At 37.3% G+C, this 16866-nt stretch carries 18 protein-coding genes; all 18 read right to left on the minus strand.

The genetic code is table 11. The features are described from left to right. Nucleotides 1-12: 12 nt before the first annotated feature. On the minus strand, nucleotides 13-792 hold the full coding sequence (gene lolB1 / locus P1K33_RS00830; RefSeq protein ID WP_284650948.1) for a lipoprotein insertase outer membrane protein LolB1: 780 nt from the start codon (nucleotides 790-792) through the stop codon (nucleotides 13-15). Beyond that, on the minus strand, nucleotides 792-2141 hold the full coding sequence (locus P1K33_RS00835; protein WP_284650949.1) for a tetratricopeptide repeat protein: 1350 nt from the start codon (nucleotides 2139-2141) through the stop codon (nucleotides 792-794). Before P1K33_RS00835 ends, lolB1 begins: the two co-directional genes overlap by 1 nt. A 6-nt stretch (nucleotides 2142-2147) precedes the next feature. Next, nucleotides 2148-3158: a sugar nucleotidyltransferase gene (locus tag P1K33_RS00840; protein WP_284650950.1), complete on the minus strand. Its 1011-nt coding sequence runs from the start codon at nucleotides 3156-3158 to the stop codon at nucleotides 2148-2150. Nucleotides 3159-3296: 138 nt separating this feature from the next. Next, nucleotides 3297-3512 carry a GIY-YIG nuclease family protein gene (locus tag P1K33_RS00845; RefSeq protein WP_350028968.1) on the minus strand — a complete coding sequence of 72 codons (216 nt, stop codon included), beginning with the start codon at nucleotides 3510-3512 and terminating at the stop codon, nucleotides 3297-3299. Between the two features lie 33 nt (nucleotides 3513-3545). Beyond that, nucleotides 3546-3980: a dUTP diphosphatase gene (gene dut / locus P1K33_RS00850; protein ID WP_284650951.1), complete on the minus strand. Its 435-nt coding sequence runs from the start codon at nucleotides 3978-3980 to the stop codon at nucleotides 3546-3548. A gap of 1 nt (nucleotide 3981) precedes the next feature. Further along, on the minus strand, nucleotides 3982-5451 hold the full coding sequence (locus P1K33_RS00855) for a lipopolysaccharide biosynthesis protein (protein ID WP_284650952.1): 1470 nt from the start codon (nucleotides 5449-5451) through the stop codon (nucleotides 3982-3984). A 51-nt stretch (nucleotides 5452-5502) separates the two neighbouring features. Further along, a complete protein-coding gene (locus P1K33_RS00860) occupies nucleotides 5503-5940 on the minus strand; it encodes a GNAT family N-acetyltransferase (RefSeq protein ID WP_284650953.1) in 438 nt (145 codons plus the stop codon). Between the two features lie 69 nt (nucleotides 5941-6009). Then, on the minus strand, nucleotides 6010-7524 hold the full coding sequence (locus P1K33_RS00865; RefSeq protein WP_284650954.1) for an AAA family ATPase: 1515 nt from the start codon (nucleotides 7522-7524) through the stop codon (nucleotides 6010-6012). Nucleotides 7525-7536: 12 nt separating this feature from the next. Then, a complete protein-coding gene (locus P1K33_RS00870; RefSeq protein WP_284650955.1) occupies nucleotides 7537-8367 on the minus strand; it encodes an ATP-binding cassette domain-containing protein in 831 nt (276 codons plus the stop codon). 3 nt (nucleotides 8368-8370) lie between these two features. Next, a complete protein-coding gene (locus P1K33_RS00875; protein WP_284650956.1) occupies nucleotides 8371-9165 on the minus strand; it encodes an ABC transporter permease in 795 nt (264 codons plus the stop codon). 25 nt (nucleotides 9166-9190) lie between these two features. Next, nucleotides 9191-11005: an OmpA family protein gene (locus P1K33_RS00880; protein ID WP_284650957.1), complete on the minus strand. Its 1815-nt coding sequence runs from the start codon at nucleotides 11003-11005 to the stop codon at nucleotides 9191-9193. A 29-nt stretch (nucleotides 11006-11034) separates the two neighbouring features. Further along, complete coding sequence (locus P1K33_RS00885; RefSeq protein ID WP_284650958.1) at nucleotides 11035-12159, minus strand: coiled-coil domain-containing protein; 1125 nt, start codon at nucleotides 12157-12159, stop codon at nucleotides 11035-11037. Between the two features lies 1 nt (nucleotide 12160). After that, on the minus strand, nucleotides 12161-12823 hold the full coding sequence (locus P1K33_RS00890; protein WP_284650959.1) for a hypothetical protein: 663 nt from the start codon (nucleotides 12821-12823) through the stop codon (nucleotides 12161-12163). 169 nt (nucleotides 12824-12992) lie between these two features. Further along, nucleotides 12993-13853 (minus strand): ATP synthase F1 subunit gamma, encoded by an 861-nt coding sequence (atpG, locus tag P1K33_RS00895; RefSeq protein WP_284650960.1) that lies wholly within the window; start codon nucleotides 13851-13853, stop codon nucleotides 12993-12995. Nucleotides 13854-13935: 82 nt separating this feature from the next. Beyond that, nucleotides 13936-15513 carry a F0F1 ATP synthase subunit alpha gene (gene atpA, locus P1K33_RS00900; RefSeq protein ID WP_284650961.1) on the minus strand — a complete coding sequence of 526 codons (1578 nt, stop codon included), beginning with the start codon at nucleotides 15511-15513 and terminating at the stop codon, nucleotides 13936-13938. A gap of 22 nt (nucleotides 15514-15535) precedes the next feature. Further along, nucleotides 15536-16063: an ATP synthase F1 subunit delta gene (gene atpH, locus P1K33_RS00905; protein ID WP_284650962.1), complete on the minus strand. Its 528-nt coding sequence runs from the start codon at nucleotides 16061-16063 to the stop codon at nucleotides 15536-15538. 4 nt (nucleotides 16064-16067) lie between these two features. After that, nucleotides 16068-16568: a F0F1 ATP synthase subunit B gene (locus P1K33_RS00910; RefSeq protein ID WP_284650963.1), complete on the minus strand. Its 501-nt coding sequence runs from the start codon at nucleotides 16566-16568 to the stop codon at nucleotides 16068-16070. A gap of 80 nt (nucleotides 16569-16648) precedes the next feature. Continuing rightward, complete coding sequence (gene atpE, locus P1K33_RS00915; RefSeq protein WP_103805844.1) at nucleotides 16649-16843, minus strand: ATP synthase F0 subunit C; 195 nt, start codon at nucleotides 16841-16843, stop codon at nucleotides 16649-16651. Nucleotides 16844-16866: the final 23 nt, after the last annotated feature.

Consider the following 16866-nt stretch of genomic DNA (forward strand, 5'->3'; position numbering starts at 1 on the left):
ATTTTGGCAAATCTAATTTATAAAAATTCTTTCGTATCCATCAGGAACACTGTATGGAAATGAAAGTTCTTCGTTAAACGTAATTGTATTATATTCGATTGAAATGGCTGTTTTCCCTTTCTTCTGCATCGCATTGATATCCAAATTTGACGGTAAAACCGCTGCGGCAAAGTTCTGATAATTGGAATAATTTACCTCAAATCTTCTCTCATTTTTCGATTGGTCCATTACTTGTTTCCTTAACAAAAAGTTTTGTGGCTCAAATAAAAAAGTCTTTCCCGTATCGTTCTCAACCGTATTTAGTGCATACAATTTATCAATTAAATGATAAATATAATCCTGTTTGGTCAAATCATCTATCGGTCGGCCCAGAAGCATATTCTGTACTTTACTGAAATCCAAATCGGTGCCCAGCCATTCGCTCAGTGAGGCATAATCGCCCTCAAAATAAGTACCATTGATTTTCTCGTAATACTTCACTTCTTTAGGCGTAATCAAGGCTTTGGCCAAAGTGATTCCCAAAACACGAATGCTTACCAAAATCTTCTCGTTCTTTTTGATTTTGATTTCGGCCGAAACATTCTGAGACTGCTTTTCATCACTGTATTTGGCACTTGACCTAATATATAACGTGGAAAAATCGCTTTTATTGTTGTAGTGATTCTCGATGACCTTTTGTGCCGTCATGGCATTTTCATCAAGGATTGGCTTAGTGTTAGTATCAACTAAAACTGCCTTTGATTTACAAGATGCTAAAAAAACGACCAATACAATATAATACCAATACTTCATTATTTCTTTTGCTTTTTAATGAGTTCATTGGCTTTAGTAAAAAACTTTTCTTTCTTCTTCATATCGCCCAAACCATTATAGGCTTCACCTAACTGAATGTTGAAATTGATTTCCAAAGCCGTATCATCGATAACAAAATCCAAGCCAGTCTCTAAGGTTGAAGCGGCTTTCTTGAAATTCCCTGTCTGATTGTAGCCCAAACCGGCATAATAATAAAACTGTGGTTGCGTTGGAAACAATTGGGTCAAATCGTCTGCTTTTTGTGCTAAAACCGGAAATTGTTGTTTTTCGGTATAGGTCTGAAGCAACAGTATTTGTGTTTCAACATCTTCGGGATAGTTTTTAAGATGTTTTTCGAAATATTTAATGGCTTGGTCCCAATTGGCTTTAGCATAATAAAACTTGGCTATTTCATTGGCTACTTTTACTTCCTTATCATTGTCAAAATAGGAAATCGCTTTGTCTAAATCAGCTTCGTACTTCGGATTGTTTTTGGTGAAAATCAAAAACTCATTCAATATCCTATGCTTGATTTTTTGATCAATCTTTTTGCTTGGCAACACCAAATTCATCGCTTTGACCGCATTGTCACCGTCATTGTTATTCAGATGGAATTTGAACAAACTTACTTGTGCCCAGTCGGAAGTTGGGATTTCCTTTTCCAGTTTCTTGGCAATTTCCAATGCTTTTTCTTCCTGATTGCTTTGAGAATACATATAAATCAGCGCGATATAATTGGATTCCTCTTTTGGGAATTTTTTGATTTGGTCTAATAGATTGTTCTTCTCAGCCGACTGGTATTTGGCGTCTTTTAGGATATCCGCTTTGTACAATTCGCGTTTGTCAGTCTTTCCGAATTTTTCATTCAACTCATTGATGAGTTCCAATGCTTTGTCGAACTGTTGGGTATTCATGTAAAGCGAAGTCAAATCTTCTTTGTAATCTTCCTTGAATTCGATGAGTTTTTGAACAATCACAATCGCCTGATTGTAATCGTGAGTGTCATAACACACATCATACATTCCGACCCAGGCCCAACGGTTTTTAGGATCCATTTGGGTTACCTTTTCGAAATTATCATAAGCCTCTTTGTATTTCTTTTGGGCCAGATAATTTTTCCCGAATTCAAAATAAACCACGGCATTCTCAGGCTCCAGTTCTTTGCATTTTTCCAAGGCTTCGATGGCCTTATCATAGTTTTCGATGCCTTTTTGCTTCAGGGATTCGTAGAAAAAGTTTTGAAATTTATTGTCAACTGTCTCGACATCTTCCGGCTCGGTTTGAGCTAAAAGAATATTGGGAACGAACATCATTCCTAACAGCAAACCATAAATTCCGCTTTTTTTCATATTTTTTTATTCTAAAACTGAATAATCACCGATACTGATGCTTTTAAAATCCCCATCAAAGGTAGCGTGATTTCCAATCATCGCGTTGTTCAATTGTGCATTTTTAATATGCGCATGTGTTTGTATCAAACTATTTTGGATATTCGAATTAATCAAATGTGTTCCTCTTCCAAGGGAAACATTCGGTCCAACGGTTGAATTAATCAAAACCACATCTTCCCCAATATAACAAGGTGGAATGATGGTTGAGTTTTCCAATTTCACCGCATAATCAATCAGATGTTCTCCGTCATTGTGCAAAAATCCCAACATGCGCGAATTGGTTTCCACCGTCACATCTTTATTTCCGCAGTCCATCCATTCATCCACTTTCCCAGGCACAAATTTCATGCCTTTTGCCATCATTTGTTTAATTCCGTCATTAATTTGGTATTCACCACCGTGAATGATGTTATTGTCAAGAACCAATTGTAGTTCGTTTTTCAATACAGCAACATCTTTGAAATAATAAATTCCGATTACGGCTAAATCAGAAACAAACTCTTTTGGTTTTTCCACCAGTTCTATTATTTCATTAGACTCATTCAGGTTAATTACCCCAAAAGCTTCCGGTTGGTCCACTTGTTTTACCCAAATCACGCTATCAGCAGTTTTGTCTAAATCAAAATCGGCACGGATTAACGTATCGGCATAAGCAATCACCGCCGGGCCGCTCAAAGAGTCTTTGGCACACATAATGGCATGACCGGTTCCGAGTGCCTCGTTTTGGTAATAAATGGTTCCTTTGGCGCCTAATTTTTGGGCTATTGCAACCAAATCATCTTCTACTTTTTTGCCGAAACTTTCATGAATCACAAATGCTACTTCATCAATCTCCTGATTCAATACACCCGCAATATCTTCTACCAGACGATGAACGATTGGCTTTCCTGCGATTGGGATTAATGGTTTTGGAATGGTTAAGGTATGTGGACGAAGTCGTGAACCACGACCAGCCATTGGTACTATAATTTTCATGTTAATTGCCCGCGAATGCGGGTATCTTTTAAATTAAACTTTATTTCTTATTGTATTGAAATTGAAATTCCAATTTGAACTAATATCCATCCAAGTTGGATTCATATCTTCAATTAAATTTACTTTCCAATCTCTTTTCTATTTTTTTAATTGTTTCTCTCTTTTTGTAGCTTCAAACCCATTTTCCCATTCTTCAAAATAAATTAACTTATCACAATTATATTTAGCCGTAAATGAATTTGGATAAACTTTTAGTTTATGTTCTTTAACTCGCTCAATTAAATTATCAGTAACTCCAACATAAATAACACCCTGATGTTTATTTGACATTATATAGATATACCATAATTTCATTTTTTTACACTAGATTCCTGCCTTCGCAGGAATTTATTTAACTCCTGTACTACCAAATCCACCTTCGCCACGGGATGTTTCAGACAATTCCTGTACTTCAATCCACTCGGCACGCTCATGCCTGGCAATGATTAATTGGGCAATTCTTTCACCGTTTTCAATGACAAAATCTTCATTGGATAAATTTACTAAAATCACACCAATTTCTCCACGATAATCGGCATCAACTGTTCCCGGAGAATTCAATACCGTGATTCCTTTTTTAGCAGCGAGGCCACTTCTTGGGCGAACCTGTGCTTCGTAACCAACAGGTAATTCGATAAAAAGTCCGGTTTTAACAATCGTTCTTTCCAGAGGTTTTAGGGTTATCGGGTCAGCCAAATTGGCTCTCAAGTCCATTCCTGCCGAAGCAATGGTTTCATAATTAGGCAATTCGTGTTGTGATTTATTGATAATTCTGATGGTCATTTTATTTTGCTTTTCTTTTAATTATTCGAAGTAAGGTTTCTTTTTCGTTGTGGTAAATGAAATATAAAAATAGCGATAGCAACACTATTTTTAAAAGATAATTTTCCCTTAAAACCGGGATGTAAAATGAAATCCCCGAGAATAATATCGACAATCCCATATAACCGAAAATCTTTTTAAAATCATACGGAATCGGATAGTGCTTTTGTCCCAGTTCATAAGAGATATACATCATGCTTCCATAAGCTGCAATAGTGGCAATGGCCGAACCATAATAACTCATAGATGGGATTAGCATGAAATTTAATGCCAATGTAATTATCGCGCCGACAATAGAAATATAAGCGCCGATTCTGGTCTTGTCAATCAATTTGTACCAAACCGAAAGATTCGTATAAATGCCAAGGAAAAAATTAGCAAAAACAATCAGCGGAACGACTTTAATTGCATCCCAATATTTATCATCCGGCACAATCGGATGCTTTAATAAATCGACAAATACAATCACAAACAGGGAAATGAAAGAACCAAAAATCACAAAATACTTGGTAATTGTAGCATAGGTTTGTTGGGCATTTTCATTCGCCGCATGGCTAAAAAAGAACGGTTCAATTCCCAAAGTATAGGCCGTTCTGAAAAGTACCATAAACATGCCTATTTTATAGCAGGCCGAATAAGCACCTATATCAGACAAAGGCACATTCATCCAATCCAACAGGATTTTATCAAAATGTTCGTTGATGGCAAAGGCAATTCCGGCAAATAAAATCGGTAGTCCGTATTGCATCATTTTTTTCCACAGCACTTTGTCAAATGTCCAGGAAATTTTGGTGTAATTCGGAATCAACACCAGGAACGTAGCCAAACTCGCCACGATAAATGAAATAAAAATATAGCCTATCTGATAGTTTTCAATATAAATCATGCTGAAAAAACCATCCGGATTCTGGGTCGCCAATTTGGGCAAAATGGCCAGGAAGAATAGTGTCAATATCAAACTGATAGACACATTTCCAATTTTTATAGAAGCATATTTCATGGGTTTACGCTCGGCGCGAAGTTTGGAAAACGGAATAATGGCCAACGCATCCAGCGTTAAAATCCAAACCGTATAGGTTATGTATTCTACCTTGATATCAGACCAACTTGCCAATGTATTCCGGAAGAGCAATCCTAAAACCAAAAATCCTATGGACGACCAAAACAGTGAAATCGTAGATGTTGAAATGACTTTTTTCTTGTCGTTTTCTTCTGCATTATAAAATCGAAAAAAAGAGGTTTCCATTCCGTAAGACAATACCACATTGAAAAAAACCAAATAAGAAAAGATAACCGATACTTCGCCCATCTTGCTTTTATCCGGCAAATACATCACATAAATCGGATTCAGGATAAAGCTGATTAACCTCGGAATAACGGTCGCCAGTCCATAAATAAGGGTTTGCTTAAAAAGATTTTTGTATAAACTCAAAGTAGTTCAATATGGATTTTGAATAAAAACAAAAGTAACCATTTCTTTGGTTTATGTCAGGCCGTTTTCGTCTAAAATTTTAACGAAATGAAAACCTTTAGGGCCAAAACCCTGATTGTAGTAAAAACGGTGCGCCGGGAAGTTTCCGGTAAAAGCATCAAGCACAATCATGGAGCAATTTAAATCTTTGGCTTTCTGGTCTATATAGTCGCAAATCATTTTGCCGATGCCGCGGGAACGGCTTTGTGTCCTGACCACGAAGTTGTCGATCTCAATATATTTCCCCGACCAGAGTTTGGTTCCGTACCAATAACCGGTAAGGCCGAGGCAAATCTCATTTTCAAAAACCGCCACTTGTTTGTAATCTCTTGGCACCATTTCTTCCAAATAAGATTGGTATTTTTCCAGCGTCATATTCGGATACAACTCATGCATGGTTTCGAGTTGTGCCGCCATTTCGGCAACAGTGATAAGTTCTCTGATTTCCATGGGTTCAATTTTAATTTAAAAGTAATAAAAAAAGAGCCAACGTTTATTGACTCTTTTGAATTTATATGCTTACTCCTTATCGATAGAAAACGATACCTGTTCCTGTGTTTCCTTAGGTTCGGGAATGTCTTCTTCGGTAAAGGTTTTTAGTGTTTTCTTAGAAATTTTTGCCAATTTAATGATTCGATTCGCCTGGTTTTGAACACATTTTTCAAACAGGTTGCGCACGACTCTGGCGTTTCCGAAGCTGTCATCTTTTTTATCAACCAAAAGGTCAAAAGTATCTCCCAGTTTTTCTTTAGCGCTTTCGTCTATGACAAAATCGGCATTCCTGCAGAAAGCTTCAAAAATCTGGTACAGTTGTTCAGCCGTAAAGTGATCAAAGTAAAAATAACGGTTAAAACGGGAACGCAATCCCGGATTGGATTCGACAAATATTTTCATCGGTTCCGTATATCCGGCAACCACAACCGATAAATCATCGCGATGGTCTTCCATTCTCTTGAGCAGCGTATTAATCGCTTCCGAACCATAATCATTGCCCATCAGGTTTTGCGTCAGCGCGTAAGCTTCGTCTATAAAAAGTACGCCGCCAAGGCTTTCCTCAACTACCTTATCCACTTTGGTTGCGGTTTGCCCAACATAACCTGCGACCATTCCTTCGCGATCGGTTTCATAGAGTTGTCCTTTGGATAAAAACCCTAAGTGTTTGTATACTCTGCTGAGCAATCTTGCCACGGAAGTTTTTCCGGTTCCCGGAGGTCCAAGAAATACGGTATGCAAAGTGATATCTATGTTTTTAAGTCCTTCCGAATCTCGCCTTTTTTGGATTTCCAAAAGATTAATTAACTCTTTGACATCATTTTTTACTTTCTCTAAACCGACCAGCTGGTGCAATTCTTCGAGTACTTTTTCGAGTGAATCATTTTCCGGAAGATCATTTACTGCGCTGTTTTTTTCTGTGGTTTTGGCTGTAGCGACAATTTGATCCAGCGCTTCTTTGTCAAAACTTAGGTTAAAAGCCAGCTTAGCAAAATTATTAATGATATTGAGTGTTTCCTGAAGTTTATTGCTTTTGGTTTGTGTCAAAGCCGTAATCAGAAAGCTTTGGTTGATTTTATTGTCAACAGAAACCAGGCTGTTGTTTTTTCTGATATTGTCCAGATTGGTTTTAAAATCGGGATTCGTGACCAGCTTATTCAAGGTCTGAATCGCATTGGCATCGGCAAACTGATGATTCTTCAACACATCAAAATAATAGGCCAAAACAAAACGTGATTTTTCATCTTCCCGTTGCAATTGCTGATTGTAAACCGCAATCAAATCAGAAAGGAAAAAGTGTTCCGCTTGGAATTGAATCTTTTTAGTCGTATTGTAATTTACCAAATTATTCAATGTCCTGATGGTCTTTTCATCCGCATTCAGTGTATTGCACAATGATAGAATGGAAGCAGTTTCTTCCTTCAGCTGCTGGATGAATTTTTCATCAAAAAAGACTTTCTTCGGATTCATTTCAGCTTCAAGGTATTCTTTTATCAGCAGAAAGGAATCTTCCAAAAACGACATTGGATTGTTTTTTTTCAATGGATAATAAGGTTAAGAATTCATCATTTGCTTGACAATCTCATCATAAAGTTTATCATGTTTTTCTCCCACTTCTTTCCAGGCCAAGCCCATTTCCCTTAAATCATATTGGGCAACTATGGTTCCGTAATCTTTCTTGTCTCCGTTGATGGTTGGGTGACCAATCACATAAATGGATTGTGCCAATTGCAAAGCCAACTCGATATCATGGGTAGAAAAAATCACGGTATTGAATTCTGACAAGCTGCACAACAAGTCAAACGATTCTTTTACTTCTTCAATATTGCCCACATCCAATCCCGAAAAAGGTTCGTCGAGCACAATAAATTTTTCCGATGAAAAAAGCTGTTCGATAATCGCAGTTCTTTGGCGTTGGCCCCCCGAAAGTTCATTCGGGTATTTGTCGGCACAGGTTTCTAATCCCCATTTGTGGATATAGTTTTTGATTTTGTCCTCTTTTTCAATTTCTGAAAGCGGGCTTTTTCTCAAAGCATATTTGAGTGTTTGCTTTACGGTTTTATGCCTGAAAAGCGTGTATTTCTGATTCACCAATCCGATATCGCCTTCTTTGGCTATTTTGGCAGCCGCCGGATCCTTACTTTCGAAATCCTTGATTAAAATTTTACCGGTATGCAACGGAACCAATCCGGTCAAGGCTTTGAAAAAAGTGGATTTGCCGCGACCTGATCTACCGACAAAAGCGATAATCTGCCCTGTGGCATGAACTCCGTTTCGAACCACGTCTTTCTCGGTTAAATTGATGTCTTTAATGATAATAGTATCATCATAAGCAACGCTCAGATTTTCAACATATAATATTGTCTCTTTAAATGAAAAATCCATAGGTTATATTTTTGAATATCTAAAAAGTGCTTTTCTTAAAAAATTGATTCCCCAGTCTAACAATAATCCTATTAAAAGAATGATGATCTGCAAGGCGATAATCCTTCCGTGATTCATGAATTTATCAGAGTTTTTGATTAGAAATCCTAAACCTCCGGATGCCACAACAATCGATTCAACGGTAACCAACATCATCCAGGTAATGGCTAAGTTTTGACGAATCACATCAATGACGTAGTCGATTCGGCCTAATACTATGACTTGCCAAAGGACTTCCCAACGGTTGCATTTTAAGGTTTTGGCATGGTCAAATTCTTCTTCGGGAATATCTCTGATGACCGCGATAAGTGAGGTCGTCAGGAAAGTCGTCAGGAAGATAACCATAATCCAAATCTGCATATTCCTTGCATCATGGATTACCAATGTGATATAGAATGACAATCCGGTAAACGGAAGGAATCTAAATTTGGTTACAAATTCCGAAACCGGTTTTAACAACGGAATCGGCCAGCTGTAAGCAAACAATAGCGCAATGGTTGTGGCTAAGAAGATGGAAATAAAACACAATTTTAATGAATTAAAAATGTGCACGACCAATCCTTCGTTATACAATCCGCTGAATCCTTCCAACACTTGTGATGGTGAAGGAAAAAGATGTTTTTGGCCCGAAGTTCCGAAGAACCAAATCAAGAGCAAAACTGCAATCCAAGCCACCAAAATGATGGTCTTTTGGGATTTGGCAATTTTTTCAAACGGCGTGATTAGTTTTAGCATATCAAGAGATAAAAAAGCTGTCATTGCTGACAGCTTTTTGCTTTTATTATTATTTCAGGAATGTGATTACAACTCTTCTGTTTTTGGCTTTCCCTGACTCTGTTGAATTATCAGCAATTGGCTCAGCTGCTCCTTTTCCGTCAATCAATTGGAAACGATTTTCAGGAATTCCTTTTTGTTTCAAATAATCAACTACTGCTTGTGCTCTGCTTCTTGACAAAGGAACGTTAGCCGCATCACCACCAACATTATCGGTGTGACCCACAATGGTTAGTTTAGAATTTTCAGCCTGAACCAAAAGGTTATAGATTTTTTCTAAGTCTTTACTTGAATTGTTTTGAATCGTTGAGCTTCCCGAAGTAAAGTTGATTTTCCATTCTCCCGAAGCCATTACTTCAGTAGCCTGAGTGGTATAATCTGCTTTATCAGCAGCGGTAGACTCAATGTCGTTGATGTTTTTCATAAAGAAAAGATTCACTGCTTCTTCGTAAGGAACAACTCTTCCAACATTTTCATTGAATCCAAATGGGTTCAATTCGGTTAAATAGGTTCCAACTTGGTTATAAACTGATTTGTATCGGTTCACCCCATCGGTCATTCCGAAATATTGCATTCCGTCAGCATAGTTGAATACTTTTGATCCACCCATGTTGTAGGTTAAACCATTTTTAGTGCCTTGTTGGCCTTTGAACATATCATACCAGTATTTTGGTGTTTCCATTTTGAAAGTTTCGGCTACAGCTTCAGAAGCGCGTACTCGCCAATCTTCATAGTTCTTCATTTGGTTTGAAGCGGTCAATGCCGACTTAAGGATATTGGTAACGATTTGAGGATTTTTTTCAGCCCATTCCTTTACACCAATAACGGTTGTTGGCATTTGATTGTTGAATTCTTTGGTAGAAACAATATCCACAAAACCTGAAAGCTTGTCAAAAACCAATTTATCTCCAGGAGTCCAGGTAGCACAACCATCGATTTTTCTGTTTACAGATTTTCCGGTTAGTCTACCATTTGAAACTTCTTTCAAAGAAACTGTCCAACCGGTAGTTTGAGATTTGATTAGCTCTTCTGCCGATTTGATATAATCATCATTTTCTGATGGATAGATATTTACTGCATCTGCATCATAAGTCGTTGGATCAGGGTTCACTTTTAAACCGTTCGCAAAACAATAGTTAACCGTAGTTACCCAGTCACCATCACCTAAAACGGTAGAAATCACAGCGCCTTTCATGCTTTTCGGGTTTGATTTCCAACTTGGCGGGCCAATCAATTTATCTTCACCGTAGCTCATTCCAACTACACCCATTACTTGTAAATGGTATTTGTCTTTTCCATATTTTTCGTCGAGCGCTTTTTGTGCCGAACTGATATAGAAAGGTGCACCATCACCCATAATCATGATGGCAAATGCACTTTTATCTGAGCTTGGGAAAGCTGTTCCGCCATCAAATTCTTCGATGAATTTCATTTGCATGTTACGCAATTCCGACAACCAGTCCTGACGGATAAGTTCAAGGTTAACCCCATTTTTTTCCATCAAAGAACCTTTGGTTGTTTTTGGTCCACCATTGGCCACAATCATACCTGATTGTCCGTTCCAGGCGTAACCTGCAATTCTCACTAATGGTTTGTCCGCAACTTCTGTTGAAACATCTTTAGAAGGCAATGCGATTTTCTCTGCGTTGGTTACGTTATTTACGTCGGTATTGTTAAGTTCAATTCCTGTCAACTGCTTGGAAACGGCTGTTCTCAGACCCGGAGATAAGAAATAAATTGCGCCTAAAATTCCCCCAATTCCAACAATAACAATAAGTAATTCTGATAAAGTTGTTAGCTTAGTTGTTCTTAAAATTTTTCCCATTTTATTTAAAAATTAGTTTTGATTTTTTGTTAAAAAATATCGCCGAAACCACCAGCGTTTTGTTTGTCTTCCTTAGACATTTTGTAATTCGGACTTGTGTATTTTGTAGAATCCGGAATCGTGTTGTCTCCCGTTTTTATTTCATCTGCCAACGAATCCAAACGCGAATACAATTCGTCATTATCCACAGAATATTTAGAGGTTAACGCATCGATATCGATAAGGTTTTCCGAAGTTCTGGCGATATCCTGTGCGATGGTTGAAGTCACAACTTCTAAAGCGTATTCCAATTCCCAGTCTTTGGTAAACATCATCGCGCTTTTGGCACTTTCCGTTGCGGCTTTAGCGTTTTTAGCAAACTCATATTCTTTTCGCAACATGGTAATCGTGGTGTCAAAATCGGCTATCTTAATGTCAATGGCTGTACCGGCAAGTGTCAGCTTTCTGTCCATTTTACCCAAAACATTAGCTCTTACCCCATATTTTTGGATAAAACTTTTGCTTTGTTCGTATTGATTTGAAACCCTTTGGGAATCACTCAGTTTTTTGGCCAATTCACTTTGAAGTGCAACATATTCATCGGTGTCTTTGGCCGCAATGCCATTGACTTTTACCATTTCATCCATGGCTGATTTCAATTTTTCAGATTGGCGTTGCAAACTCAAAACTTCTTCCTGGAATTCTTTGGCTTCTTTTTCTGACTTAGAGGCTTCAATTTCCATTTCGTTTTTAAGTCCTTTTAGTTTTGTTTTGGTATTTTTAAAAACTTCACGGTTTTTGAGCATTTTCTCCTTTTGTTCTTCCAATTCATTGAACGGATTGCTTTGGATTAAAGCTTTGTGAAGATTTTTGGTAGCAAAACGAAGTCCTTTCATAATCACCGGAAACATCATCACCAAAAAAATAAGGAACACTGCGGTTGCTGATAATGCAACAACCTGACCTAACATGGTAAATAATGGCGGAATGATATAAGTCCAAATTAAATAACCTCCAACGCCCATTAAGGCTAAGGCTAAAGCCCAGAACAGGCCCTTTTCTCCTTTTTTTAAGGTATTTGCGTTTAAGGCAATTTCGCCTTTTGACTCATCAAAGTGTTTTAATATCGGTAATTCTAATAAAGTACTTTTCTCCTGTTCGTATTTGTTTGTCATCTTACAAGTATTGATTGATTCCTGTTACAACTATATTTATCGAGTCCTGAATTTTCTGTTTGGCGATATTATTCGCTTCTATTTTTAATTGAAGTTCTGAAAATTCTTGTGCATTATCGTTGTCAATTCTGCTCAATTCCATTCTTTTAGCTTCTAATTCCTTTTGAAGTTTGGCAATTTGAGCTTCTAAATCGGTTATGCTTTTAGACAAGTTATTCTTCTCTTCATTAATCTTTAAATTTAAATCAGATTTCTTGCTGTTGCCTGTGATGTTATATTTCTCGTAGACTTTTTCAATTTCGGCTGTATAATACTTTGCCTTGTCAATAAGAAACTCTTTGGTCAGATTAGGATTAATGGTTTTACCCATGGTAAATGCCATTTGGTAACTCTGTGGATTGGTAACTCCAACAGCGTTTACCGATTTATACAATTCAAAGAAATCAAATCCTTCCGCATTTAATCCTTCAAATCCTTTTTGATAAACTTCCAAAACTTCTCCTAAGAAAGGATTGGAATTGATGCCTACGGGATTTGAATTTGTTCCTGCGTCTGGAAATTTATTGGTTTGAGGAAACGAAGTTGATTTAACTTCTTCATTTTTAGTTTGGTTCTCGTCTTCGTTTATGAAAAGACTTTTCCAATTAAAACTTTCTGTACCCATTTGGATGTTTTTTGGTTGCTAGGATTGTACGTATTAATTAGTAAAAAGTTACTATTAATCTATAAAAATATAAAATTATCCTTATCGATACCGTTTTAAATTGGATATTTTCCAAATAAAAAAGAGCCAACTCCTGTTGACTCTTTTTGTAAAAATATTGTTTTGAAAATTAACCCTTCAATGCCTCTGCTCCTCCTACAATCTCTAAGATCTCGTTAGTAATTGCTGCCTGACGCGCTTTATTATAAGTTAACTTCAATTGGTTTCTCAATTCGGTTGCGTTGTCTGTTGCTTTGTGCATTGCCGTCATACGCGCTCCGTGTTCAGCAGCGAATGAATCGCGAACTGATTTGTACAATTGTGTTTTCAATGATTTTGGAATCAAAGTCAATACAATTTCTTCTTTTGAAGGTTCAAAAATGTAATCTCCGGTTGAAACAGGCTTGTCGGAAGCGATTGGCGCTAATGGCAGGAATTGCTCTGTCTGAACGATTTGAGTTGCTGCATTTTTGAATTGGTTGTAAACGATTTCGATTTTGTCGTATTCACCCGAAACGAATTTCTCAGTCAAAACGTTAGCGATTTCGGCAACATTATCAAAAGTCAAGTCATCAAATACTTCGCTTTTATTTTCGATTACCGTATTTGATTTTCTGAAAAAATCGTTTCCTTTTTTACCGATGGCAAAAAAGTCTACTTGTTTTCCGGCGTAACCATCAGCAACCACTTTTGCCTGCTTGATTACGTTAGTGTTAAAAGCACCACACAAACCACGGTTTGAAGTAATCGCTACAACCAACACTTTGTTTACTTCGCGTTGTGTAGTGTATTGTCCACCGGCATCTCCATCTAAAGTAGCACTAACGCTTTGTAATAATTCCGTTAATTTTTCGGCATAAGGTCGCATCGCTGTAATGGCATCTTGTGCTTTTTTCAACTTTGCGGCAGAAACCATTTTCATCGCCGATGTAATCTGCATCGTCGACTGAACGGAAGTAATTCTATTACGGATTTCCTTTAAGTTTGCCATTTATATTATTTTAAATTATAAATTCTGAATTATAAATTATGGAGACCATTTAAAATTTATAATTCAAAATTTAAAATAATTCTTAGTTATATTTCGCTGAAATTTCTTTAGCCGTTTTCTCTAAAACATCAGTAATGTTATCATCTAACTTACCGGCTTTTAAAGCATTTAAAACATCTCTGTGTTTGTTGTTCAAGTACTCGATAAAGTCTCTTTCGAATTCTTTTACTTTGTTTACAGGAACGCTTCTCAACAAGTTTTTAGAACCAGCGTAGATGATTGCTACCTGATCTTCAACAGTATAAGGATCATTTACGGCTTGTTTCAAGATTTCAACGTTTCTTCTACCTTTTTCAATTACGTTTAAAGTAACCGCATCCAAGTCAGAACCGAATTTAGCGAACGCTTCCAATTCACGGAATTGTGCCTGGTCTAATTTCAATGTACCTGCTACTTTCTTCATTGATTTAATTTGAGCGTTACCTCCAACACGTGATACCGAAATACCTACGTTAATTGCCGGACGAACCCCAGAGTTGAATAAATCACCATCCAAGAAAATCTGTCCGTCAGTAATCGAAATTACGTTGGTTGGGATGTACGCAGAAACGTCTCCCGCTTGTGTTTCAATGATTGGTAAAGCTGTTAATGAACCGCCACCTTTTACGATTGGTTTCAAGGTATCCGGTAAGTCATTCATGTTTTTTGCAATATCGTCATCCGCAATCACTTTACAAGCTCTTTCCAATAAACGGCTGTGTAAGTAGAATACGTCTCCAGGATAAGCCTCACGTCCCGGTGGTCTTCTTAACAACAAAGACACCTCACGGTAAGCAACAGCTTGTTTTGATAAATCATCATAGATAATCAAAGCCGGACGACCTGAATCTCTGAAATACTCTCCGATAGCAGCACCTGCCATTGGAGCATATACCTGCATTGGAGCAGGATCTGAAGCGTTAGCTGCAACGATTACCGTGTAAGCCATAGCGCCTTTTTCTTCTAATGTTTTTGCAATACCTGCTACTGTAGAAGCTTTTTGCCCAACAGCAACATAGATACAGAATACTGGTTGCCCAGCATCATAGAATTCTTTTTGATTCAAGATAGTATCGATACAAACCGTTGTTTTTCCTGTTTGACGGTCACCAATAACCAACTCACGTTGACCTCTACCTACAGGAATCATCGCGTCGATTGACTTGATACCTGTTTGTAACGGCTCAGTTACCGGTTGACGGAAGATAACTCCAGGAGCTTTTCTTTCCAATGGCATTTCGTATAACTCTCCACCGATTGGTCCTTTACCGTCGATTGGCTCACCTAGTGTGTTTACTACACGACCTACGATTTGCTCACCTACTTTCAAAGAAGCGATACGTTGTGTTCTTTTTACGATTGAACCTTCTTTAATACCTGTTGATGGTCCTAAAAGTACAACACCCACATTGTCTTCTTCTAAGTTCAAAACGATAGCTTCTAATCCGTTTTCGAATTGTACTAACTCACCGTATTGTGCGTTTGATAAACCATACACACGAGCGATACCATCACCTACCTGAAGTACTGATCCAACTTCTTCTAAAGTAGCACCAGATTGAAATCCTTCTAATTGTTTTTTTAATATTGCTGAAATTTCAGCAGCTTTAATTTCCGCCATTTTGATATATCTTTAATGGTAATTAATTACTAAATTCTCTTCTTAATTCCTGCAGTCTGTTGGCCACAGAAGCGTTGTATTGTTTGTCCCCTATTCTCAAAATAAATCCACCGATGATGGCCGGATCTACGATGTTTTCGATAGTTACTTTTTTATTTGAAATCTCAGCCACTTTAGCCAATACTTTACTTTGCAAATCGGCAGTGATTGGGAAAGCTGTAGTTACTTTGGCCACTTCAACACCATTCATTTCATCAAATAATGTATTGAACTGAGCAGCAACTGCTTCTAATATTTCAAATCTTTTGTTTTCCTGAAGCAATCTGAATAGAGAATTGGTTTCTGACTGAACATTGGCAAAAACTTCTTTCAAAGCGCTCATCTTCACTTCTGAAGAAATGATTGGGCTTGATAGAAATTGGCTTAGTTCAGCGCTTCCGTCTACCGAAGCAACGATTGACAACATGTCGTCGTTTACTTTAGCAGCGTTTCCGCTTGAAACCGCAGTTTCTAAAATTGCTTTCGCGTATCTAATCGCAGCTCTAGACATAAGATTAATTTAATTTTACGTCACCTAACATTTTCTCAACCAATTTGGTTTGAGCTTCTTTGTTAGATAATTCATCTTTTAATAATTTTTCAGCGATGTCTAATGACAAAGAAGAAACCTGAGATTTCAATTCAGCCAAAGCGGCATTTTTCTCGCTTTCGATAGAAGCTTTTGCCTGCTCGATCATTTTTTGACCGGCTGTTTGTGCTTCAGTTTTAGCATCGTTGATCATTTTTTCTTTAATTTCACGAGCTTCCTTAATCATAGAGTCACGCTCTAATCTTGCTTCAGCTAATAATTTCTCATTATCTGATTTTAGATTTTGCATTTCCTTTTTAGCACTTTCTGCAGAAAGTAAAGCATTTTTAATACCTTCTTCTCTTTCATTAACTGCGTCAAGAATAGGTTTCCAGGCAAATTTTTTCAAAAGGAAAATAAGTCCAAGGAACAATACTGTTTGCATGATGAACAAACCCAATGAAAACTGTCCAAATAATTCTTCCATTATATTATATCTTTAATTTTAATGATGTTTAATAGTTAAACAAAAGCTACAACCAACCGTTATAGCTTTTGTTTGTTTTTTTAGTTTACTGCAAATAAAGCAGCGAAACCAATACCTTCAATAAGCGCAGCTGCAATAAGCATAGCTGTTTGGATTTTACCAGTAGCTTCTGGTTGACGAGCGATAGCGTCCATTGCTGAACCACCAATTCTTCCGATACCAATACCAGCTCCGATTACTACTAATCCTGCTCCAATAATTTTAGGAATTTCCATAATGTATATATATTTAATTAAAC

The sequence above is a fragment of the Flavobacterium terrisoli genome (assembly GCF_030167905.1).
Lineage (GTDB): Bacteria > Bacteroidota > Bacteroidia > Flavobacteriales > Flavobacteriaceae > Flavobacterium > Flavobacterium terrisoli.